31 protein-coding genes and 1 pseudogene are annotated in these 19,878 nt (G+C 53.2%); 3 read left to right on the forward strand and 29 right to left on the reverse strand.

Translation table 11 applies throughout. The annotated features are described in order from the left end of the window. Positions 1-104: 104 nt before the first annotated feature. The 12 genes from rpmD to OCA8868_RS10190 all read right to left on the reverse strand — a co-directional run bounded on the left by rpmD (position 105) and on the right by OCA8868_RS10190 (position 5,216). On the reverse strand, positions 105-293 hold the full coding sequence (gene rpmD / locus OCA8868_RS10135; RefSeq protein ID WP_093996463.1) for a 50S ribosomal protein L30: 189 nt from the start codon (positions 291-293) through the stop codon (positions 105-107). A gap of 2 nt (positions 294-295) precedes the next feature. After that, a complete protein-coding gene (gene rpsE / locus OCA8868_RS10140; RefSeq protein ID WP_093996464.1) occupies positions 296-862 on the reverse strand; it encodes a 30S ribosomal protein S5 in 567 nt (188 codons plus the stop codon). A 116-nt stretch (positions 863-978) separates the two neighbouring features. After that, positions 979-1,338 carry a 50S ribosomal protein L18 gene (rplR, locus tag OCA8868_RS10145; RefSeq protein ID WP_093996465.1) on the reverse strand — a complete coding sequence of 120 codons (360 nt, stop codon included), beginning with the start codon at positions 1,336-1,338 and terminating at the stop codon, positions 979-981. 5 nt (positions 1,339-1,343) lie between these two features. Continuing rightward, the gene (gene rplF / locus OCA8868_RS10150; RefSeq protein ID WP_093996466.1) at positions 1,344-1,874 is read right to left on the reverse strand and encodes a 50S ribosomal protein L6; all 531 of its coding nucleotides are present in this window, start codon (positions 1,872-1,874) and stop codon (positions 1,344-1,346) included. Positions 1,875-1,884: 10 nt separating this feature from the next. Next, positions 1,885-2,277, reverse strand: a complete 393-nt coding sequence (rpsH, locus tag OCA8868_RS10155) for a 30S ribosomal protein S8 (protein WP_093996467.1) — start codon at positions 2,275-2,277, stop codon at positions 1,885-1,887. Positions 2,278-2,289: 12 nt separating this feature from the next. Further along, positions 2,290-2,595 (reverse strand): 30S ribosomal protein S14, encoded by a 306-nt coding sequence (gene rpsN, locus OCA8868_RS10160; protein ID WP_049833305.1) that lies wholly within the window; start codon positions 2,593-2,595, stop codon positions 2,290-2,292. A 12-nt stretch (positions 2,596-2,607) separates the two neighbouring features. Then, complete coding sequence (rplE, locus tag OCA8868_RS10165) at positions 2,608-3,171, reverse strand: 50S ribosomal protein L5 (RefSeq protein WP_093996468.1); 564 nt, start codon at positions 3,169-3,171, stop codon at positions 2,608-2,610. Then, positions 3,171-3,476: a 50S ribosomal protein L24 gene (rplX, locus tag OCA8868_RS10170; protein WP_093996469.1), complete on the reverse strand. Its 306-nt coding sequence runs from the start codon at positions 3,474-3,476 to the stop codon at positions 3,171-3,173. Before rplX ends, rplE begins: the two co-directional genes overlap by 1 nt. Position 3,477: 1 nt before the next feature. Continuing rightward, positions 3,478-3,846: a 50S ribosomal protein L14 gene (rplN, locus tag OCA8868_RS10175; RefSeq protein WP_049833302.1), complete on the reverse strand. Its 369-nt coding sequence runs from the start codon at positions 3,844-3,846 to the stop codon at positions 3,478-3,480. A 78-nt stretch (positions 3,847-3,924) separates the two neighbouring features. Continuing rightward, on the reverse strand, positions 3,925-4,155 hold the full coding sequence (rpsQ, locus tag OCA8868_RS10180; protein WP_093996470.1) for a 30S ribosomal protein S17: 231 nt from the start codon (positions 4,153-4,155) through the stop codon (positions 3,925-3,927). Between the two features lie 3 nt (positions 4,156-4,158). Continuing rightward, the gene (gene rpmC, locus OCA8868_RS10185) at positions 4,159-4,368 is read right to left on the reverse strand and encodes a 50S ribosomal protein L29 (RefSeq protein ID WP_093996471.1); all 210 of its coding nucleotides are present in this window, start codon (positions 4,366-4,368) and stop codon (positions 4,159-4,161) included. A gap of 167 nt (positions 4,369-4,535) precedes the next feature. After that, positions 4,536-5,216, reverse strand: coding sequence for a TIGR02391 family protein (locus OCA8868_RS10190; protein ID WP_179214840.1), 681 nt, complete (start codon positions 5,214-5,216; stop codon positions 4,536-4,538). A gap of 286 nt (positions 5,217-5,502) precedes the next feature. On the opposite strand from OCA8868_RS10190, the gene OCA8868_RS10195 reads away from it, so the two are divergent. Further along, positions 5,503-6,111: a 2OG-Fe(II) oxygenase family protein gene (locus tag OCA8868_RS10195; protein ID WP_093996473.1), complete on the forward strand. Its 609-nt coding sequence runs from the start codon at positions 5,503-5,505 to the stop codon at positions 6,109-6,111. Positions 6,112-6,187: 76 nt separating this feature from the next. Continuing rightward, on the forward strand, positions 6,188-6,868 hold the full coding sequence (locus tag OCA8868_RS10200; RefSeq protein ID WP_093996474.1) for a lysozyme family protein: 681 nt from the start codon (positions 6,188-6,190) through the stop codon (positions 6,866-6,868). A 58-nt stretch (positions 6,869-6,926) separates the two neighbouring features. Here the strand turns inward: OCA8868_RS10200 and OCA8868_RS10205 are convergent, their stop codons facing one another. From OCA8868_RS10205 to OCA8868_RS16515, 9 genes and pseudogenes are all read right to left on the reverse strand, one after another. Next, positions 6,927-7,280, reverse strand: a complete 354-nt coding sequence (locus OCA8868_RS10205; protein ID WP_093996475.1) for a hypothetical protein — start codon at positions 7,278-7,280, stop codon at positions 6,927-6,929. Positions 7,281-7,421: 141 nt separating this feature from the next. Beyond that, a complete protein-coding gene (gene rplP / locus OCA8868_RS10210) occupies positions 7,422-7,835 on the reverse strand; it encodes a 50S ribosomal protein L16 (RefSeq protein ID WP_049833295.1) in 414 nt (137 codons plus the stop codon). Between the two features lie 12 nt (positions 7,836-7,847). Next, complete coding sequence (rpsC, locus tag OCA8868_RS10215; RefSeq protein ID WP_049833294.1) at positions 7,848-8,564, reverse strand: 30S ribosomal protein S3; 717 nt, start codon at positions 8,562-8,564, stop codon at positions 7,848-7,850. Further along, positions 8,564-8,944: a 50S ribosomal protein L22 gene (gene rplV, locus OCA8868_RS10220; protein ID WP_049833293.1), complete on the reverse strand. Its 381-nt coding sequence runs from the start codon at positions 8,942-8,944 to the stop codon at positions 8,564-8,566. Before rplV ends, rpsC begins: the two co-directional genes overlap by 1 nt. Positions 8,945-8,947: 3 nt before the next feature. After that, positions 8,948-9,226, reverse strand: a complete 279-nt coding sequence (gene rpsS, locus OCA8868_RS10225; protein WP_049833292.1) for a 30S ribosomal protein S19 — start codon at positions 9,224-9,226, stop codon at positions 8,948-8,950. A gap of 2 nt (positions 9,227-9,228) precedes the next feature. Further along, the gene (rplB, locus tag OCA8868_RS10230) at positions 9,229-10,071 is read right to left on the reverse strand and encodes a 50S ribosomal protein L2 (RefSeq protein WP_093996476.1); all 843 of its coding nucleotides are present in this window, start codon (positions 10,069-10,071) and stop codon (positions 9,229-9,231) included. 187 nt (positions 10,072-10,258) lie between these two features. Next, a complete protein-coding gene (locus OCA8868_RS10235; protein ID WP_093996477.1) occupies positions 10,259-10,840 on the reverse strand; it encodes a Swt1 family HEPN domain-containing protein in 582 nt (193 codons plus the stop codon). A gap of 1 nt (position 10,841) precedes the next feature. Further along, positions 10,842-11,495 (reverse strand): DUF5343 domain-containing protein, encoded by a 654-nt coding sequence (locus OCA8868_RS10240; protein ID WP_143849611.1) that lies wholly within the window; start codon positions 11,493-11,495, stop codon positions 10,842-10,844. 137 nt (positions 11,496-11,632) lie between these two features. After that, positions 11,633-11,707 (reverse strand): annotated as a pseudogene (locus tag OCA8868_RS16515) (50S ribosomal protein L23); the annotation flags it as partial. A gap of 100 nt (positions 11,708-11,807) precedes the next feature. Between OCA8868_RS16515 and OCA8868_RS10245 the strand changes: the two are divergent. Further along, entirely contained in the window at positions 11,808-12,281 is a 474-nt protein-coding gene (locus OCA8868_RS10245; protein ID WP_093996479.1) for a metal-independent carbonic anhydrase family protein, read from the forward strand. Positions 12,282-12,359: 78 nt separating this feature from the next. Here OCA8868_RS10245 and OCA8868_RS10250 read toward each other — a convergent pair whose 3' ends face one another. The 8 genes from OCA8868_RS10250 to fusA all read right to left on the reverse strand — a co-directional run bounded on the left by OCA8868_RS10250 (position 12,360) and on the right by fusA (position 19,878). Beyond that, entirely contained in the window at positions 12,360-12,656 is a 297-nt protein-coding gene (locus tag OCA8868_RS10250) for a 50S ribosomal protein L23 (protein ID WP_049833287.1), read from the reverse strand. Then, a complete protein-coding gene (gene rplD, locus OCA8868_RS10255; protein ID WP_093996480.1) occupies positions 12,653-13,270 on the reverse strand; it encodes a 50S ribosomal protein L4 in 618 nt (205 codons plus the stop codon). Before rplD ends, OCA8868_RS10250 begins: the two co-directional genes overlap by 4 nt. Next, the gene (gene rplC, locus OCA8868_RS10260) at positions 13,260-14,075 is read right to left on the reverse strand and encodes a 50S ribosomal protein L3 (protein ID WP_093996481.1); all 816 of its coding nucleotides are present in this window, start codon (positions 14,073-14,075) and stop codon (positions 13,260-13,262) included. Before rplC ends, rplD begins: the two co-directional genes overlap by 11 nt. A 12-nt stretch (positions 14,076-14,087) precedes the next feature. Beyond that, the gene (gene rpsJ, locus OCA8868_RS10265) at positions 14,088-14,399 is read right to left on the reverse strand and encodes a 30S ribosomal protein S10 (RefSeq protein ID WP_049833284.1); all 312 of its coding nucleotides are present in this window, start codon (positions 14,397-14,399) and stop codon (positions 14,088-14,090) included. A gap of 200 nt (positions 14,400-14,599) precedes the next feature. After that, a complete protein-coding gene (locus OCA8868_RS10270; protein ID WP_093996482.1) occupies positions 14,600-15,505 on the reverse strand; it encodes a nickel/cobalt transporter in 906 nt (301 codons plus the stop codon). Beyond that, on the reverse strand, positions 15,493-16,134 hold the full coding sequence (locus tag OCA8868_RS10275; protein ID WP_093996483.1) for a DUF1007 family protein: 642 nt from the start codon (positions 16,132-16,134) through the stop codon (positions 15,493-15,495). Before OCA8868_RS10275 ends, OCA8868_RS10270 begins: the two co-directional genes overlap by 13 nt. Positions 16,135-16,527: 393 nt before the next feature. Next, the gene (gene tuf / locus OCA8868_RS10280; RefSeq protein ID WP_093996484.1) at positions 16,528-17,703 is read right to left on the reverse strand and encodes an elongation factor Tu; all 1,176 of its coding nucleotides are present in this window, start codon (positions 17,701-17,703) and stop codon (positions 16,528-16,530) included. Between the two features lie 57 nt (positions 17,704-17,760). Next, on the reverse strand, positions 17,761-19,878 hold the full coding sequence (gene fusA / locus OCA8868_RS10285; RefSeq protein WP_093996485.1) for an elongation factor G: 2,118 nt from the start codon (positions 19,876-19,878) through the stop codon (positions 17,761-17,763).

Below are 19,878 nucleotides of genomic sequence, written 5' to 3' on the forward strand. Positions count from 1 at the left end.
AAGGCGAAAATCCGTCTCTGACTCAGATCAAACTAGACCTTTAAACAGCAAAACGCCCCACTCGTTAAAGCAGGGCGTTTCAAAAACTGGTACCGAAAGAAGGGTTAGCCCTTCTCTTCGATGATCTCCACCATGTGTGGGATCTTTGCGACCATGCCGCGAACGGAAGGTGTGTCTTCCAGTTCACGTGTTTTGTGCATTTTGTTCAGGCCAAGACCGATCAGCGTTTGCTTTTGGTCTGCAGCACGGCGGATCGGGGAGCCGATCTGTTTTACAACGATAGTTTTAGCCATGATTAGGCCTCCTCAACTTCAGCTGCTGGCGCGTCGTCGCGCTTAGGCAGGATGTCAGCAACTTTTTTGCCGCGACGCTGTGCAACAGAACGAGGGGATGCCTCTTTCTTCAGACCGTCGATTGTGGCGCGGATCATGTTGTATGGGTTCTGGGAACCGATGGATTTCGCAACAACGTCCTGAATGCCGAGCATTTCGAATACAGCACGCATTGGACCACCAGCGATGATACCAGTACCTTGTGGCGCTGTACGCATAACGACTTTACCAGCGCCGTGGCGACCGTTCATGTCGTGGTGCAATGTGCGGCCTTCTTTAAGCTGAACGCGGATCATCTGGCGCTTAGCTTGTTCAGTGGCTTTACGGATCGCTTCAGGAACTTCCTTCGCTTTACCTTTGCCGAAACCGACGCGGCCTTTTTGGTCGCCGACAACTACGAGTGCGGCGAAACCAAAGCGCTTACCACCCTTAACGGTCTTGGACACACGGTTGATCGCGACAAGGCGATCCTGGAATTCTGGTGTTTCTTCGCGACGGTTGCCGCCACGGTTATTCTGTTCACGAGCCATGTGGCCCTCCTTGATTTGGGTGGCGCAGCAGCGCCGTTCATATCAATCCTAGTGAGCGCGATGCCCCTGGATCATCGGAAGGGCCACACGTTGCCGTGCAGCCCTTCTCAAGTCGTTTAGATCTTCAAGCCACCTTCACGCGCAGCTTCGGCCAAGGCCTTCACTTTGCCGTGGAACAAGAAACCGCCACGGTCGAATTGGGCTTCGGTAACACCGGCCTTTTTCGCACGTTCTGCGATTGCTGCGCCAATTTTGGCAGCTGCTTCGAGGTTGTTCTTGCCAACCACACCCAAGGACTTCTCGAGAGAAGACGCAGAAGCGAGTGTCACGCCGTTTGCATCGTCGATCAGCTGAGCGCTGATGTTCTTGCTTGAGCGGTGTACGGACAGACGCGGCTGACCGTTGTTGACCTTGCGGAGTTTGTTCCGAACGCGCAGACGGCGTTTGATGAACAATTGACGTTTTGAATTTGCCATCGTTCTTACCTCTTGCCTTCTTTGCGGAAGATATACTCGTCCACATATTTGATGCCTTTGCCTTTGTAAGGCTCAGGCTTACGCCATTCGCGGATGTTTGCGGCAACCTGACCAACTTGCTGTTGGTCGGAACCTTCCACGATGATGATCGTTGGCTTTGGAGCTGTGACAGTAACGCCAGCAGGTACTTCAAAGTCCACGTCGTGGGAATAACCGAGGTTCAGCTTCAGGACATTGCCCTGCATCTGAGCACGGTAACCAACGCCGTTGATCTCAAGCTCTTTTTTGAAGCCTTCAGTCACACCGGTCACAAGGTTCTGAACCTGTGTACGGGACATGCCCCACTGCTGACGCGCACGCTTGGACTTGCCACGCGGCGTTACAGAAACGGCACCGTCTTCAACGGACAATGTAACGTCGTCTGTTGCTGTGAAGGAACGGGTGCCCTTAGGCCCCTTAACTTCGACTGTTTGGCCGGACACAGAAGCAGTTACGCCATCTGGAAGACCGACTGGTTTTTTACCAATACGAGACATCGTTTTCTCCTTAGAATACGGTGCAGAGCACTTCGCCGCCAACATTGGCCGCACGTGCGTTTGCATCCGACATCACACCCTTAGGGGTGGAGACAATCGACACGCCGAGGCCCTGACGGACCTGTGGGATGTCATTAGCGCCCATGTATACGCGACGGCCAGGTGTAGAAACCCGCTTCACTTCACGAATAACAGGAGTGCCCTCGTAGTACTTCAGGCTGATTTCAAATGCCGGGTGGCCGTTGGCACCAGTCGTGGCTTCAAAGCCGCGAATGTAACCTTCGTCCGCCAGGACTTCGAGCACCCAACCACGCAGCTTGGAAGCGGGTGTTGCCACCACAGACTTACCGCGCATTTGGCCGTTACGGATGCGTGTCAGCATATCACCGATAGGATCGTTCATAATATGTGCTCCTTACCAGCTAGACTTGACCATACCGGGAATTTCGCCATTGGAACCAAGGTCCCGCAGTGCGATCCGGCTGATCTTAAGCTTACGGTAGTACGCGTGCGGACGACCTGTGAGCTGGCAACGGTTGTGCAAACGAACTGGCGCGGAGTTGCGCGGCAGCTTGGCAAGCTTCAGACGAGCAGTGAACCGCTCTTCCATTGTCTTGCTGTCATCGTTTGCGATTGCTTTGAGTTCTGCGCGCTTAGCTGCGTACTTTTTGACGAGCTTTTCACGCTTAACTTCGCGGGCGATCATGGATTTCTTAGCCATATTGTCTATCCCTTAGCTGTTGAACGGCATGTTGAAATGCTTCAACAGCGCTTTTGCTTCTGCATCGTTGGCTGCAGTTGTGCAGATCACGATATCCATACCCCAAGCAACGTCGACTTTATCGAAGTTGATTTCAGGGAAGACGATGTGTTCCTTCATGCCCATAGCGTAGTTGCCACGGCCATCGAACGACTTGCCAGAAATGCCGCGGAAGTCGCGGATACGTGGCATGGCGATCGTGGTAAGACGGTCAAGGAATTCAAACATACGGTCGCCACGAAGTGTAACCTTCGCGCCAAGTGGCATGTCTTCACGAACGCGGAAACCAGCGATGGATTTCTTTGCTTTAGTGATGACGGCCAACTGACCAGCGATCGCAGACAGATCTTCCTGTGCGGACTTAGCTTTCTTGGTGTCGTTCACAGCTTCGGAACCGCAGCCGATGTTCAGAACAATTTTGTCCAAACGTGGGGTCTGCATTGCGTTCTTGTACTTGAACTCTTCCATCATGGCAGCACGGATGCTGTCATTGTACAGAGCTTTCAGACGGGGTGTGTAGTTTGCGTTATCAAGCATTAGATCACATCCCCTGTTGTCTTGGCATAGCGCACTTTCTTGTCGCCATCCATTTTGAAACCAACGCGTGTTGCTTTGCCGTTCTTGTCAGCGAACGCGAGGTTGCTGAGTTCGATTGGCATCGCCTTAGGTGTACGACCACCCTGCGTTGTCTGGGATTGCTTCACGTGGCGAACAGCGATGTTCACACCGTCTACAACTGCTTTGCCAGCCTTAGGGTCAACAGACGAAATCTCGCCAGTTTTGCCTTTGTCTTTGCCAGCAAGCACGATGACCTTGTCACCTTTGCGGAGTTTAGCAGCCATTTTACAGCACCTCCGGAGCAAGCGAGATGATCTTCATGAAGTTCTTCGCGCGAAGCTCACGAACCACTGGCCCGAAGATACGGGTGCCAACAGGCTCGTTGCTTGTGTTTAGGATAACAGCAGCGTTGCTGTCAAAACGAATTGCCGTACCGTCATCACGACGGACTTCCTTACGTGTGCGTACGACGACGGCCTTACGGACGTCACCTTTCTTTACGCGACCACGTGGAATGGCCTCTTTCACCGATACGACGATGATATCGCCGACCGATGCGTAACGACGGTGGGAACCGCCGAGGACCTTAATGCACTGAACACGGCGAGCGCCGCTGTTGTCAGCCACATCAAGATTGGTCTGCATCTGGATCATTTAGACTTCTCCCGACCTATAGGGTTTTCCCCGATTCTGACCGGGCCCCTAGGGTTTCGTTAAGTAGGTTGTGGCTGCTTACGCAGTGATCACTTCCCAGCGTTTGGTTTTAGACTTTGGTGCACATTCTTGAATGCGAACTGTGTCGCCTACGTTGAATGTGTTGGCCTCATCGTGCGCCCGGTATTTTTTGGACTTACGAATTGTCTTCTTGAGAACTGGGTGTGTGAAACGACGTTCCACGGACACAGTTACGGTTTGTTCGTTCTGGTTGCTTGTGACAACACCGGACAGGATACGCTTAGGCATCTATTAAGCCTCCGTCTTGGCAGCATCAGCCGCTTTTTCGTTCAGAATGGTCAGTACACGGGCTGCATCACGCTTAACTGTGCGCATACGTGCTGTGTTTTCCATTGCACCTGTCGCCTGCTGAAAACGCAGGTTGAAGGACTCTTTTTTCAGGTTGGACAGCTCTTCACGAAGCTGGTCCGGGGTTTTATCCCGCAGTTCTTTCGCGTCCATTGGACGACTCCTTTTGCAACATCATCGGCGAGCGGTTCATACAGAGCGCACAAACGTAACCCGAATCTCCGATGGAGTGGGTAGATTGGGGGCGTATAGGGGGTGTTGGGTGGTGTGGCAAGGGGGTTATTCGACGACGATAAATGCCAAACAACGATCTTGCAAAGCTAACAATCAACCCTCTCGGAACCATCTATGACCTCCGCCAGCATCGACATAATCACTAGTGCGTGCACAGCATTCCTGTGAGATGCTGCTATCTGGCCATGTGCGTAAGTATTTCGGTAGAAAGCTCGTACACCTTGTAGCAACAGCATTGTGCCACGCTGGAAGTTCTTGTTGGTTTCCGTTTCCAAATTCGACATTACCTTGATCGTGGGTTGATCTATTCTCAGCGCCTTCCCGATCTCATCATTCTTATCATCTGTCGCGCCAGTCTTTTCTTTGAAAGTATCGCCAAGAATGATCGCGGCCTTAAGTACAAGCGCATGATAATCGGGCTCAGACATCGCCATCTCTCTATCCAATCGAGCTCGGAAATTTGTATGTAGATAATTTCCAATCTCACCAGAGATTTCACGTGGAGCCTGCGCCAAGACATATTGCTCCGCTTTTGCCATTATGTCTGGCAGATCGAATCCTGCCATGTCCAAGCAGTCGTGCATATGACAATAGCCTATATGCCGACTTAGATCCCCTAAACGGCTTTTAGGAAAATCCTCTGGTAATAGCTCTTTCAATGCAGCTAAGTCGCGCCTAAGTACCGTTTGGGCAGCTTCAAGCGTCCCCTTCGGCTCAGGTTCTTCGTATTGAGCGTCACGGAATGCAACAACAGCTTGTTCGGTCATTTGGCGACAAAGCTTTGATACCGCTACGAGCCACTCAGTTGGGTTACCTATATTCATTTCTTACCGTCACTATTAAAGTTTGTTATCGGAACTGTAGTGTAAACGTCAAAATTGGAACTCGCCTTAAAGTGGAAAGCGCCGCTGCTGGCAAGACCCTCAAGTCCGCTGATAGCGCTTCTACTAAACGCACAATCATCCATCAAATTCGTGACGCTCTCGCCGCTTTTGTTCCAAAAGCAACTGCCGCGCACTGGTTGAATACCGCGAAGTGCGATATTCAACCGACATGACAAACATCCGCTCCCTCTTCGCCACCCGCCTGTACCAATCCACGCTTGGCCCCTTTGACGCCGCTGAGCTGCGCGCCTCCTGCTATTCCATTGCCGAGGATGACGATGCGGGCAATGAGTGGTGTGAGGCCAATGATTTCCCCGGCTACACGTCCTATGCCTCGCTCACCGATCTACCGTGGCGGTTTCCGATCTTTCAGGCGGTTGTTGATCAGCTCGACAAACATGTCGCGGCCTTTGCCGAGGATTTGGAATTTGATCTCGATGACCGCAAGCTGGTGCTTGAGGATATCTGGATCAACATTCTGCCCGAGGGCGGCATTCATACGTCCCACATCCACCCGCATTCAGTGATTTCCGGCACGACCTACGTGAAGATGCCCGAGGGCGCCTCTGCGCTAAAGCTAGAAGACCCGCGTGCGCAGATGATGATGGCCTCCCCGTCCCGCAAGAAAGACGCGCGTGAGGAGCTAAAGCAGTTCGTCTACGTCAAGCCCTCCGTTGGCGATGTGCTGCTCTGGGAAAGCTGGCTGCGCCATGAGGTCCCGATGAACATGTCCGAGGACGACCGCATTTCCGTAAGCTTTAATTACAAATGGGAATAGTTTTCCCGCGCCGTTGAAACCAACCGTCAACGATTAACCATCATACCCGCCCCTAACTCAGAAGGGGTGCGGTTTTATGGTTCGGATATGGTTGGTGATTGTGATGGTTTGCTCGGCGCAGGCCGCCAGCGCGGAATTGAACTCCCTCTTCCCACGCACAGCTTCGGCCCCCGAAATCGCTACCCGCGCCAGCCTGTTCGTTGCCAATACTCAAACGGGTTTCTTTGCGCCCTCGCCCGAACCGACACTACCTACGCCGACAATGCAGGGGACAGGGGACGCCCCCGTCGACCATCTCCTAAGCCTGATCGCCCGCGCTGAGGCTGGTTCGGCGGGCTACAACGCTGTTCAACATGGCGCCCGCGTAAAGCCCTCGCAGCTGCCGACCGCGATGACATTGGGTGAGATTTATCAATGGATCGCGGAAACCCCGGGCCAACCCCATGCAATTGGGCGTTACCAGTTTATTCCGTCCACCCTGCGCCGCGTCGCCGCCGAACGCGGGTTTGGGCCGGAAACCCAATTTACCCCCGGCGTTCAGGATGCCTTGGCCGTTGTACTGCTCGAAGACGCAGGGCTGTCACGCTTCCAAGCTGGCGAGCTAGATCGACGCGGGTTTATGAACAACCTCGCGCGCATCTGGGCAGGCCTGCCCCTGCCAAACGGACGGTCCTATTATGAAGGTCATGCAGGGAACTCCGCGACGATGACTTGGGCGGCGTTTGATGGCGGAATGGCGCGAATTTGGGGAGGATGAGGAAATCACGCCTTTCACGTGACTGTTCATTCGAAACTGCATCCGAAACATTGGAGAGTTATTTCACGGCTCCGCAACTCTCACCATCTAGCTCGAATGCTTCAAAGATATAGCTCCCGACGACGCCACCGCTCTTTACGCGAACACCAATAAAGTCTGGGTCCAATTGCGGTCTTTGCTGAAGGACTGCCGGTACGACGTTAGACGAGAATTGATCGCATAGCTCTTTCAGCAATTCGTCAGAGACATCGCGAATTCGCGTTCCACGGATTTCAAACTGCATTTCAATGCCTGTACCATGCGTTGAATGCACGGCAACGACCACATCAGAGAGCCTAACCTGAATTTCTTGTGCGATAACGGGTGTCGCAGCGAACCACAGTAATGCAGCGCGCGCATAACTCTTAAACATTTGCAGGCTTTCAATACGCCGAATTTCAAAACTAGTTAGACTAATACCCAAAAAGTAAAAAGCCCCCGCCGATCTCTCAGCAGGGGCTTTCAAGTTTTGGTCCGGTGTGGGCCCGCAAATTCGCTTAGCGAATGTCGCGGTTTACCAGTCTTCGCGAAGAACTGTGCGTGTTTTCACAGGCAGTTTCATTGCAGCGAGGCGCAGGGCTTCGCGGGCGATGTCTTCGGAGACACCATCGATTTCGAACATGATGCGGCCTGGCTTGACCTTACATGCCCAATAATCAACGGAACCTTTACCTTTACCCATACGAACTTCGACGGGCTTAGATGTGACAGGTACGTCCGGGAAGATGCGGATCCAAACACGACCTTGACGTTTCATGTGACGTGTCATCGCGCGGCGTGCAGCCTCGATCTGACGTGCAGTCACACGTTCCGGTGTAGTCGCCTTAAGCCCAAATGTGCCGAAGTTCAGGTCAGAGCCACCTTTGGCTTCGCCCTTGATGCGGCCTTTGTGCATCTTGCGGAATTTAGTGCGTTTTGGCTGAAGCATTGTTCAATCCTCCTAGCGATCACGGCCACCAGGACGTGCGCCGCGCGGGGGCGGACCATCCTGAAGCTCTTGAAGTTTACGATCGTGCGCAGACGGATCGTGCTCCATGATTTCACCTTTGAAGATCCAAGTCTTGATCCCGATGATACCATAGGCAGTCTGTGCTTCGACGTGTGCGTAATCGATGTCAGCACGAAGGGTGTGGAGTGGCACACGGCCCTCACGATACCATTCAGTACGCGCAATCTCTGCACCGCCAAGACGGCCAGCGAGGTTAACGCGGATACCGAGGGCACCCATACGCATTGCGTTCTGTACCGCACGCTTCATAGCGCGACGGAAAGAAACACGACGCTCGAGCTGCTGAGAAATGCTCTCACCAACCAAGACAGCGTCCAGCTCTGGCTTGCGAACTTCAACGATGTTGAGGTGCAATTCAGATTCTGTCAGCGCGGCAAGCTTTTGGCGAAGCGTTTCGATGTCCGCGCCTTTCTTACCGATGATGACGCCAGGACGTGCAGTGTGAATAGTCACGCGGCACTTCTTGTGCGGACGCTCGATGATGACGCGGCTAACGCCGGCTTGCTTACATTCTGTCTTGATGAAGTCCTTGATCTTAAGGTCTTCGAGCAGAAGGTTACCGTAGTCTTTCGTGTCAGCGTACCAGCGGCTGTCCCAGGTACGGTTGACCTGAAGACGCATGCCGATCGGGTTTACTTTGTTACCCATTATGCTTGCTCCTCAACTTGGCGTACCAGGATTGTGATTTCAGCGAACGGCTTGACGATTTTACCGAAACGGCCACGCGCACGAGGGCGTCCACGCTTCATTGTCAAGTTTTTGCCCACATAGGCCTCAGCAACGATGAGTTCATCAACGTCGAGGTTGTGGTTGTTCTCTGCGTTAGCAATTGCGGACTGAAGGCATTTCTTCACGTCCAGCGCGATGCGCTTCTTGGAGAACGTCAGGTCCGTCAGGGCCTTGTCCACCTTTTTGCCGCGGATCATACCGGCCAACAGGTTAAGTTTCTGCGGGGACGTCTTCAGCATGCGCAGTTTTGCACGTGCTTCATTGTCTGCCACGCGGCGGGGATTTTTATCCTTGCTCATGACTTATTTCCGCTTCGCTTTTTTATCAGCCGCATGGCCATAATAGGTCCGCGTTGGTGAGTACTCACCAAACTTCTGACCGATCATGTCTTCGGTGATCGTGATTGGGATATGCTTACGGCCGTTGTAGACACCGAATGTCAAACCAACAAACTGTGGCAAGATTGTAGAACGACGGGACCAAATCTTGATAACGTCATTGCGGCCGGATTCCTTGGCAACTTCGGCTTTTTTAAGCACGTAGCTGTCAACGAATGGACCTTTCCATACTGAACGAGCCATTCTTAACGACCCTTCTTCTTGGCGTGGCGCGACCGGATAATCAGGCGGCTAGACGCTTTGTTCTTGTTGCGAGTTTTCGCACCCTTCGTTGGCTTACCCCAAGGAGTAACCGGGTGACGACCACCAGATGTGCGACCTTCACCACCACCGTGTGGGTGATCGATCGGGTTCATAACAACACCACGAACAGATGGGCGCTTGCCATAGTGGCGCATACGGCCGGCTTTACCCATGTTCTGGTTGGAGTTGTCAGGGTTGGACACGGCACCAACGGTGGCCATGCATTCCTGACGCACGAGGCGCAATTCACCAGAGCTCAGACGGATCTGAGCGTAACCACCGTCACGACCTACGAACTGTGCGTAAGTACCAGCAGCACGGGCGATCTGGCCGCCTTTGCCTGGCTTCATTTCGATGTTGTGAATGATTGTACCGATTGGCATGCCAGAGAACGGCATTGCGTTGCCCGGCTTGATGTCTGCCTTAGCAGAAGCAATGACCTTATCGCCAACAGCCAGACGCTGTGGTGCGATGATGTAGGCTTGCTCGCCATCTGTGTACTGAACGAGCGCGATGAACGCGGTGCGGTTCGGGTCATATTCGATCCGAGCAACAACAGCTTCCATGTCGAGCTTGTTACGTTTGAAATCTACGATGCGGTAAAGGCGTTTTGCCCCACCACCACGACGACGTGATGTGATCCGTCCGGTGTTGTTCCGTCCGCCCGATTTCGTCAGACCCTCTGTGAGGGCCTTAACTGGGCGACCTTTCCAAAGCTCCGAACGGTCAATCAGCACCAACCCACGTTGGCCAGGCGTCGTCGGTTTATACGACTTGAGTGCCATGTTTGCTACTTCCGTTTGCTTGGCGGACCGCAGATGCGGCCCTGATGTATTAAGGCCCCCGTAGGTGCCCGACTAGGTTTTTGCCCGCTTCACGCGAACAACAACAAAGCCCCAGACGAATCTGGGGCTGTGCCGATGGGGTCTGATAGGGGGGATGGGGGGATGGGTCAAGGGACTTGGTCGATTCCTAAGCTTGTTGCCGAAACCAATCTCGAAGCGATAGATGTAACCGCAGTTCTTCATCTTCCGCCAAAGGTGTACAATGAGCAATTGCAGCCCTCAGTGTGTTCAAGTTGTTAATTATGCGCTCAACAGCTTTGACATCTGTAAAGATGTCCGCAAAGTCGTCCCAATTGGACATGATGATTTGTCCCAGTTCGCCGAAGTTGGTGTAGTCTAACATCTCGCTGGAACGTGGGGTTACTCCTGTAGCTCGTTCTTTCTTTCGATTGCTCTTGGCATTGTCCATGACTGGCTTCGGGACAATGCCCGCAACGTTCCACCAATCGTTGCCGTGTTTTTTCATGACGTCAGAGATCAACTCTCGGATCGAATTTTCTAAACTATAAAAAATCGTGTAATTCTTAGCCATGCGCTCAGCTTCGCTTCTAATTCTCAAAGAGAACTGTGGGTAAAAGCTGGTTTCAATATCTTTGTGGTCTTGATGGCTCGGACCTAGGTCGATTTCTAAGTTTTTCGAAACCTGCCTAATTCCGCTCTCAATGCTAAGATTATTGAGCATGAAATATCGGACGCTATGTTCATCCATCTTATTGCTTCAGGATATTTGCATTAAGAGATTGGAATATAGCATCAAATACTTTGATGTCGTCGGTTTCTGGCAAATGGAGGTTGATAGAGTATGCCAAGGAGAGCGGCTGACCCGCAACTTGGTCAGCTTCCACACGGCCAGTTGGTGTTTCGATTCTGACCGGTGATTCAGGGATTTTTTGGTCGTCTTTAACGTCTTCAGTAACTGCTGCTTCATCAGGCAGTGCTTCGAAGTCAGCGTATTCCTTTAAGTTAAAGAATGTGAGTACTGTGTAGTTATCAGCGGAATTTCCCTTTTCCTTCCCAGAAATTTCGTTAACCATCTCAGCAATCTTAGGTTTGGGCAGGTCATAAGCATATTCATTTCTATCAAAAATTTCTTTGTACCCGTGCCTAATGGCGCTAGCCATCGCTGTACCCATCGTGTCGTTATTTCTAAACTTTCGGTAGATTTCGGTCGGACTACCGTCCTGCTCTATCATTCCAATCCTTTTTAGAAGCGGAATGACAGCCCTTGCACTACCGCCTTTCGCTCCAAGTTTAGTCTCTAGAAAGTCTTGAGTGAAACGTTCGGGTGTCCTAGCTTCGATGATCTTGTCTAAGACTGTTTTCACAGTCCCAGGTGAAGCGATATACGGTAACTTTGTAGACAAACTAGCACTCCTCAAATCAATATATTCAAGAATAACAAGCTCACAAGCGATCTGCAATCTTCGGTTGTACGCAAGCAAAAAGGCCCCGCAGTTTTCACTGCGGGGCCTTCCAAATTCTCAACTGTGAACTCTAACCCTTACAGGCCAGAGGATACGTCGATTGTGTTGCCCCCTTCGAGCGTCACGTAGGCATTCTTTACGTCTTTACGTCTTTACGCGTACCGAGCTGGCCGCTCAACACTTGCGATACCCCGCACCTTTGCTTAAGACGCGTGAAGTTTAGTTCTCAACTCGGATATCGGGGGATACGCCATGCCTATGACGCAAGACGACCTACTCGCAGCACGCACCGCTTGGGGCGAAGAATTGCTCGCCATCGCAAAAGCCTTTGAGGACGGGGGCATTGATGCCGCGCGGGCCGTGGCAAACGGTGTTTTAGATGAAGCCTATGGATATGACCTTGGCCCCGTGTTGTTCAAACCCACGCTCAGCGGTGGGCCGCAGACGTTCCGCACCACCAAGGCGGGCGCGTTGTCCTATTTCGTGGCACATGACGACACCTACCCCAACGACACGGGCTTTGCGATACGACCGTGGCGCGATGTTCAGTATAAGGAAGCGGCCAGTTTCATTGAAGGCAACGTCGGCATGTGGATGGGCTCGGCGTTTTTCACCGATAAGGATGGCAACGTCACGCAGGCGGACAAGACGTTCGGCTACAAAAAGGACGTGGACGGCAATGTGAAGGTCGTGCTGCACCACTCGTCCCTGCCCTACACGGCCTAATACGCCGCACCAAACCGCAACGCAAAAGGCCCCCGCATTGCTGCGAGGGCCTTTCTAATTCCAACGATGTCCTAAACCTTACAGGCCAGTGGATACGTCGATTGTGTTGCCTTCTTCGAGCGTCACATAGGCTTTCTTGACGTCTTTACGCGTACCAAGCTGGCCGCGGAAACGCTTTACTTTACCTTTAGTGATCGTCGTGTTGACCGCTTTGACCTTAACACCAAAGAGAGCTTCAACAGCTTCTTTGATCATTGGCTTGTTGCTGTCGATTGCCACTTCGAAAACGACGGCGTTGTTTTCAGACGCCATTGTTGCTTTCTCGGTGATGATCGGCTTGCGGATCACATCGTAGTGTTCTGCTTTGGTGGTCATGCTAAACGAGCCTCCAGTGCTTCGACGCCAGCCTTGGTCAACACGAGTGTGTCGGACTTCAGGATGTCGTAGACGTTGGCACCCATGGATGGGAGCACGTCAATGGATGTGATGTTGCGCGCGGCAACAGCGAAGTTTTCGTTCACGGCGGCGTCGATCACGAGTGTACGCTTCCAACCCAATGCGCCGACCTGTTTGGCCAGTGCAGAAGTTTTCGCGTCCTTCATATCAACGGAGTCCACGATAACCAGTTCACCTGCTGCTGCTTTAGCAGACAGCGCGTGACGAAGACCGAGTTTACGGAACTTCTTGGTCAGCTCGTGGCCGTGGCTGCGTGGTGTTGGACCTTTGTAGATACCACCACCGCGGAAGATAGGCGCAGAACGTGCACCGTGACGTGCGCCGCCGGTACCTTTCTGACGATAGATCTTCTTGGTAGAGTACTTAACTTCGGACCGTGTTTTCACCTTGTGTGTGCCAGCCTGCGCGTTGTTGCGCTGCCAACGGACCACACGGTGGAGAATGTCCACGCGCGGCTCAAGACCAAAGATTGCGTCGTTAAGATCGACGGAACCAGCGGCTTTGCCATCAAGTTTGATTGCTTCAGCTTTCATCGGAGGAACCCCCATCTGCTTCTGCTGCGTCCACAGCTGCCTGTTCGGCTTCTGCGGCTGCTGCTGCTTCTTCTGCGGCTGCAGCTTCGACTGCTGCGGCTTCTGCCAATTTCTCGGCTTCTTTCGCGGCGGATGCCAATGCTGCTGGGTAGATCACGTTGTCAGACGCTGGCTTCTTAACCGCATCCTTGATTGTGACCCAGTTGCCTTTGGAGCCAGGTACGGCACCTTTAACCATGATCAAACCACGATCCGCGTCTGTCTTAACGACAACGAGGTTCTGAGTTGTGATCTTGGCGGCACCCATGTGACCAGCCATTTTCTTGCCTTTGAAAACCTTACCGGGATCCTGACACTGACCAGTGGAACCGTGCGAGCGGTGAGAGATCGACACACCGTGTGTCGCCCGCAAACCACCAAAGTTCCAACGCTTCATCGCACCGGCAAAACCTTTACCGATAGATGTGCCGGACACGTCAACGAATTGGCCTTCGAAGTAATGCGAAGCGATGATCTCTTCCCCAACAGGGATGAGGTTCTCTTCAGCAACGCGGAATTCTGCAACCTTACGCTTCGGTTCTACCTTTGCAGCTGCAAAGTGACCGCGCATGGCAGCAGATGTCCGCTTGGCTTTGGCTGTACCAGCACCGAGTTGAACAGCTGTGTAGCCATCCTTTTCAGCGGTACGCTGTGCCACAACCTGCAGGCTTTCGAGTTGTAGAACGGTGACAGGGATCTGACGGCCGTCCTCTTGAAAAAGGCGGGTCATGCCAACCTTTTTAGCGATTACACCAGAGCGCAACATATCATTCGCTCCTTATACTTTGATCTCGACGTCAACGCCGGCAGCGAGGTCGAGCTTCATCAGCGCGTCCACAGTCTGTGGTGTTGGGTCGACGATATCCAGCAGACGTTTGTGCGTGCGGATTTCGAATTGATCGCGGGATTTCTTATCGATGTGCGGTCCACGAAGAACTGTGAACTTTTCGATTTTGTTTGGAAGCGGGATTGGACCCCGGACCGATGCACCTGTCCGCTTGGCTGTGTTGACGATTTCCTGTGTGGACGCATCCAGCACACGGTAGTCAAACGCCTTGAGACGGATGCGAATATTCTGGCTAGCTGCCATGTTCATCACCCATACTTTGGGGCTTAGATCGGAGAGGACGACCCACGCTCATCGCAGGCCCTCATCGCGTCTTTTAGTCCAACGGAAAAGGCGCGACCGAGTCGCGCCTGTTGGATGTGGGGCTTTTAGGGGAGAACCGTGATCCGGACAAGCTTTAATTTAATGCTGTTTCCGGTTGCCGACAACTCCCGCATCGTCCTTCAAATCAATGGCAACAGCAACTGGAACGACAAAAGGGCAATCACGGCCCCAGCAAGGATTTCAGCGCCTATCAGTAACAGCGCCGTACTACGGGCGGATGCCGCCTGCGCAAGGGTACTTTCGCGGGCTCCAACTGCGGCGGCAGCAACAATTGCTGTGAGGCCAGCAGTGCCCAGCCCCATAACGATCACGCCGACGATGCCGACCCAGTACAGCCCCAGCGCATAGGTCAGGATCAACAAGAACACGGCTCCGGTACAGGGGCGGATCGCGATGACCGCGACGACTGCAACAACATCGCGCCAAGACCGAACATTCGCGGCTTGTTCAACAGTTGGGGCGTGAGCGTGGCCGCAGGTATTGCATACGCCGTCGTCACCGTGGTCGTGGTCATGCGTTGTCGCGGCGCGGCGCAATCGAACTGCTTTGCGAAGGCCACGAGAGACCAGCCAGATACCAACACCTGCTATCATCGCATAGCTAAGCGGCGCCATTGTGCGATCCGCAAGCGCCGTTAATTGCTCACGCCCCCACCCCAGCAGCGCCAATGCAATAGAGACCAGCACAATCGCAAACAACGCCTGCGCGATGGAGGATAGGGCGGCCAACCCCGCCAAACGCGCGGCGGTTACACGTACGCCAAACCCGTAGCCTCCGATGACAAGTTTACCGTGGCCTGGCCCTGCGGCGTGGACAAACCCATACGCCAGACACATCCCCCATAAACCAGCCAGCGCACCCCATTCGCCTGCCCGCAACGCACGCAGACTTCGCGCCATTGCATTCTGGGCATCCCGTTGTGTTTCTGCGGCCCACCGTCCGACGACGTCGGTGCCACCGTACATCCACAGCCAAATCGCAAGCGCCACGACCAGTGCCAGAAATGCAACCGCTATCCAGCGCATGTTATTGTAATTGTTTCTGCAAAACTGATTCCAACTTCAGGGAAATCTTCCTCTGGTCCGACATCAGACGCAGGGCGACCATACAGTAGCTCATCCACCAGCGAATATGCGGCGTTCAAATCTGGTTCTACCACGGATGCAGTGCAATCGTCGCGGCCTTCAATTTTGACCGGACCGTTTAAAGAATAGGACACATAATAGAACGGATCATACACCTGCACCGTTAGAGGCGCACTCGGGTCGGGCAATGCTGCAATCGGGCGCGTGTGGGTTTCGCGGATGATGCCACTTTCCATTACCACGCCATGTTGCGTCCGGCCCGACAACGTCGCAGCACGCCCGTTCTGGCTCACTTCTAAGTCACCATTGTAATCTTCAGGCCACGCTGCGATCGCCTCCACAAGGATCGCTTGTTCCTCTGCGCTCAACACCAGGTCGCCGTCTGCATCGATGCCAAGGTCTGTGGTCAATAGCAGGGAAAAATATTCGTCGTATTCCCAATCCAGTCGCACAGCGACCGGTGTGTCGGTGTCGTAAACGACTGTTACACCGACGCTGACAAAGATATGCGGGTGCGCCGTTGCCGTGGCGGCGAAGAAAACTAGTGACGTGAACAGCAGTCTAATCATGTCAGAGGGATACGGTATCCATCGGGGCATCGCAATGAACACACGCATCTGGCGCCAGCCGATTGGCAGGCGTTGGCCGATATTCGCTGAAAGTGCAGCGCGCGTCGTCGATCACCGCCTATTGCTCACATGTGGAACAGGTTGCCGACGCTATAGGCTAACCCTGCAGCTGCACCACCGATCAACATTGTGTCACCAGCGGATCCCCTTCAGGTTTAGTTAAACTCATCACCAAAGGGGCCGCATTGAGGTGGATCAAGCATGAGCGGAAACACAAAAAGGCCCTCGCATTTCTGCGAGGGCCTTCTTTGTTTGTGGACCGTTAGCGTTCATCCGCTCTCGCGACCTTTCTTACAGAAAGGCGCTGTCGCGGCTGCGCGCTGGTTTCAAAAATTAAGCGATAATTTTTGAAACGACACCAGCGCCGACTGTGCGGCCGCCTTCGCGGATCGCAAAGCGCAGGCCGTCTTCCATCGCGATGGGTGCGATCAGCTCAACCTCGAACTTCAGGTTGTCGCCTGGCATAACCATTTCAGTGCCTTCTGGCAGCTGAACTGTGCCCGTAACGTCTGTTGTACGGAAGTAGAACTGTGGACGGTAGTTCGCGAAGAATGGTGTGTGACGACCGCCTTCTTCTTTCGTGAGGATATAGGCCTCAGCTTCGAACTTCGTGTGTGGCGTAACAGAACCTGGCTTACACAGGATCTGACCACGCTCAACGCCGTCACGGTCAACACCACGCAAAAGCGCACCGATGTTGTCGCCAGCTTCACCGGAATCCAGCAGCTTGCGGAACATTTCAACACCAGTACATGTTGTTTTTGTGGTGTCGCGGATACCAACGATTTCGATTTCGTCGCCAACGTTGATCACGCCACGCTCAACACGGCCAGTTACAACTGTACCACGACCAGAGATCGAGAACACGTCCTCAACTGGCATCAGGAACGGCTGGTCAACAGCACGTGCAGGTGTCGGGATGTATGTGTCGACAGCTTCCATCAGCTTAACGATGGAGTCTTTACCGATCGCGTCATCACGCTCTTCCATAGCTGCAAGCGCGGAACCTGGGATCACTGGAATGTCGTCGCCTGGGTACTCGTAAGAGGACAGAAGCTCACGGATTTCCATTTCAACCAGTTCGAGCAACTCTTCGTCGTCAACCTGGTCAACTTTGTTCATGTAAACAACCATATACGGAATACCAACCTGACGGCCGAGCAGGATGTGCTCGCGTGTCTGTGGCATTGGGCCGTCTGCTGCGTTCACAACCAGGATCGCGCCGTCCATTTGGGCAGCACCCGTGATCATGTTTTTCACGTAGTCAGCGTGACCTGGGCAGTCAACATGTGCGTAGTGACGTGCTTCAGTCTCGTACTCAACGTGCGCAGTGGAGATCGTGATACCACGTGCTTTTTCTTCCGGCGCGCCGTCAATCTGGTCGTACGCTTGGAAATCACCGAAATACTTCGTGATCGCCGCTGTCAATGTCGTCTTGCCGTGGTCAACGTGGCCAATTGTGCCGATGTTAACGTGCGGTTTATTACGTTCAAACTTTTCCTTAGCCATGATGGCCTCCTTAATAAGAGCGGGTGGGCTGACGCCCACCCTAAGATTTGTGTTGATTTAGGCGAATTTCGCCTGAATTTCTTCAGAGATGTTGCTTGGTACCGGATCGTAATGGTCGAACTGCATCGAGAATTGCGCGCGGCCCGAAGACATGGAACGCAATGTGTTGATATAGCCGAACATGTTCGCCAGTGGCACCATTGCTTCGATTGCAATAGCGTGGCCACGTGTATCTTGACCCTGAACCTGACCCCGACGGGATGTCAGGTCACCGATGATACCACCTGTGTATTCGTCAGGCGTGATCACTTCGACCTTCATGATAGGCTCGAGCAATTTCGCCCCAGCTTTACGCATACCTTCACGCATACACATACGTGCAGCGATTTCGAATGCCATGATGGATGAGTCAACGTCGTGGAACTTACCGTCAAGCAGCTGAACCTTGAAGTCGATCACAGGGAATCCAGCCAAAGGACCGTTGTCCATAACGGACAAGATGCCTTTTTCGACGCCTGGGATGTATTCCTTTGGAACAGCACCACCAACAATCTTGGATTCGAAGGAGTACCCTTCGCCAGCTTCGGTCGGAGAAATGAGCATTTTCACTTCGCCGTACTGACCGGAACCACCAGACTGTTTCTTGTGCGTGTAAGTGTGCTCAACTTCGTGACCAATGGTCTCGCGGTAAGCAACTTGTGGTGCACCGATGTTCGCTTCGACTTTGAACTCACGCTTCATGCGGTCAACAAGGATGTCGAGGTGAAGTTCGCCCATACCCTTCATGATGGTCTGACCTGATTCCAGATCAGTTTCCACGCGGAAGGATGGATCCTCGGCTGAGAGACGCTGGAGCGCGATGCCCATTTTCTCTTGGTCGCCTTTTGTTTTCGGCTCAACGGCGATCTCGATCACAGGATCAGGGAACGTCATTGTTTCGAGAACAACAGGTTCATTTGGAGCACAAAGTGTATCACCAGTTGTGGTGCCCTTGAGACCACCCAACGCGATGATGTCACCAGCGAATGCTTCTTCGATTTCTTCACGGTCGTTGGAGTGCATCATCATCATACGGCCAACGCGCTCTTTGTTACCCTTGGTAGAGTTGAGCAGGTTGTCACCCTTGTTCAGGGTACCAGAGTAGATACGTGTGAAGGTCAGCGAGCCAACAAACGGGTCGTTCATGATTTTGAACGCAAGACCAGAGAACGCCATTGAATCGTCAGCACGACGGGCAATGTCACGAACTTCGTCTTCATCGCCCGGCTTAAAGCCCATGTAGTCAACCACGTCGAGCGGGCTCGGCAGGTAGTCTACAACAGCGTTAAGAAGTGGCTGAACGCCTTTGTTCTTGAACGCAGAGCCGCCAAGGACAGGAACGAAAGACAAAGACAAACATGCCTTACGGATCAGAACGCGCAAAGCAGCTACGTCTGGCTCAGTGCCTTCGAGGTAGGCTTCCATTGCGTCGTCGTCCTGCTCAACAGCAGCTTCAACGAGCTTTTCACGCCATTCAGCGGCCACATCAGCAAGATCAGCGCGAATAGGCGCTTTGATCCATGATGCACCAAGGTCTTCACCCTGCCACAGCCATTCTTCCATCGTCACGAGGTCAACAAGACCTTCAAGCTCTGTTTCCGCACCAATCGGGAACGCAACTGGCAGCGCGCGCGCACCAGTACGGTCTTCGATCTGACGAACACAGTTGAAGAAGTCAGCGCCGATTTTGTCCATCTTGTTGACGAAAACCATGCGTGGAACTTTGTAGCGGTCAGCCTGACGCCAAACAGTTTCAGTCTGTGGTTCAACACCAGCGTTGGCGTCGAGAACACAAACAGCGCCATCGAGAACAGCCAAGGAACGTTCAACTTCGATTGTGAAGTCAACGTGGCCTGGTGTGTCGATGATGTTCATGCGGTGCTTAGGAGAGTCGGCTTCTGTGCCGTTCTCAGTGCGCTCCCAGAATGTCGTCGTCGCAGCGGAAGTAATTGTAATACCCCGTTCCTGCTCTTGCTCCATCCAGTCCATAGTCGCAGCGCCATCGTGCACTTCGCCAATGTTGTGGGATTTACCTGTGTAGTACAGGATGCGCTCGGAACATGTGGTTTTGCCCGCATCAATGTGAGCAATAATACCAAAGTTCCGGTACAGTTCGAGGGGATAATCGCGTGCCAT

The organism is Octadecabacter ascidiaceicola (assembly GCF_900185015.1).
Classification (GTDB): domain Bacteria; phylum Pseudomonadota; class Alphaproteobacteria; order Rhodobacterales; family Rhodobacteraceae; genus Octadecabacter; species Octadecabacter ascidiaceicola.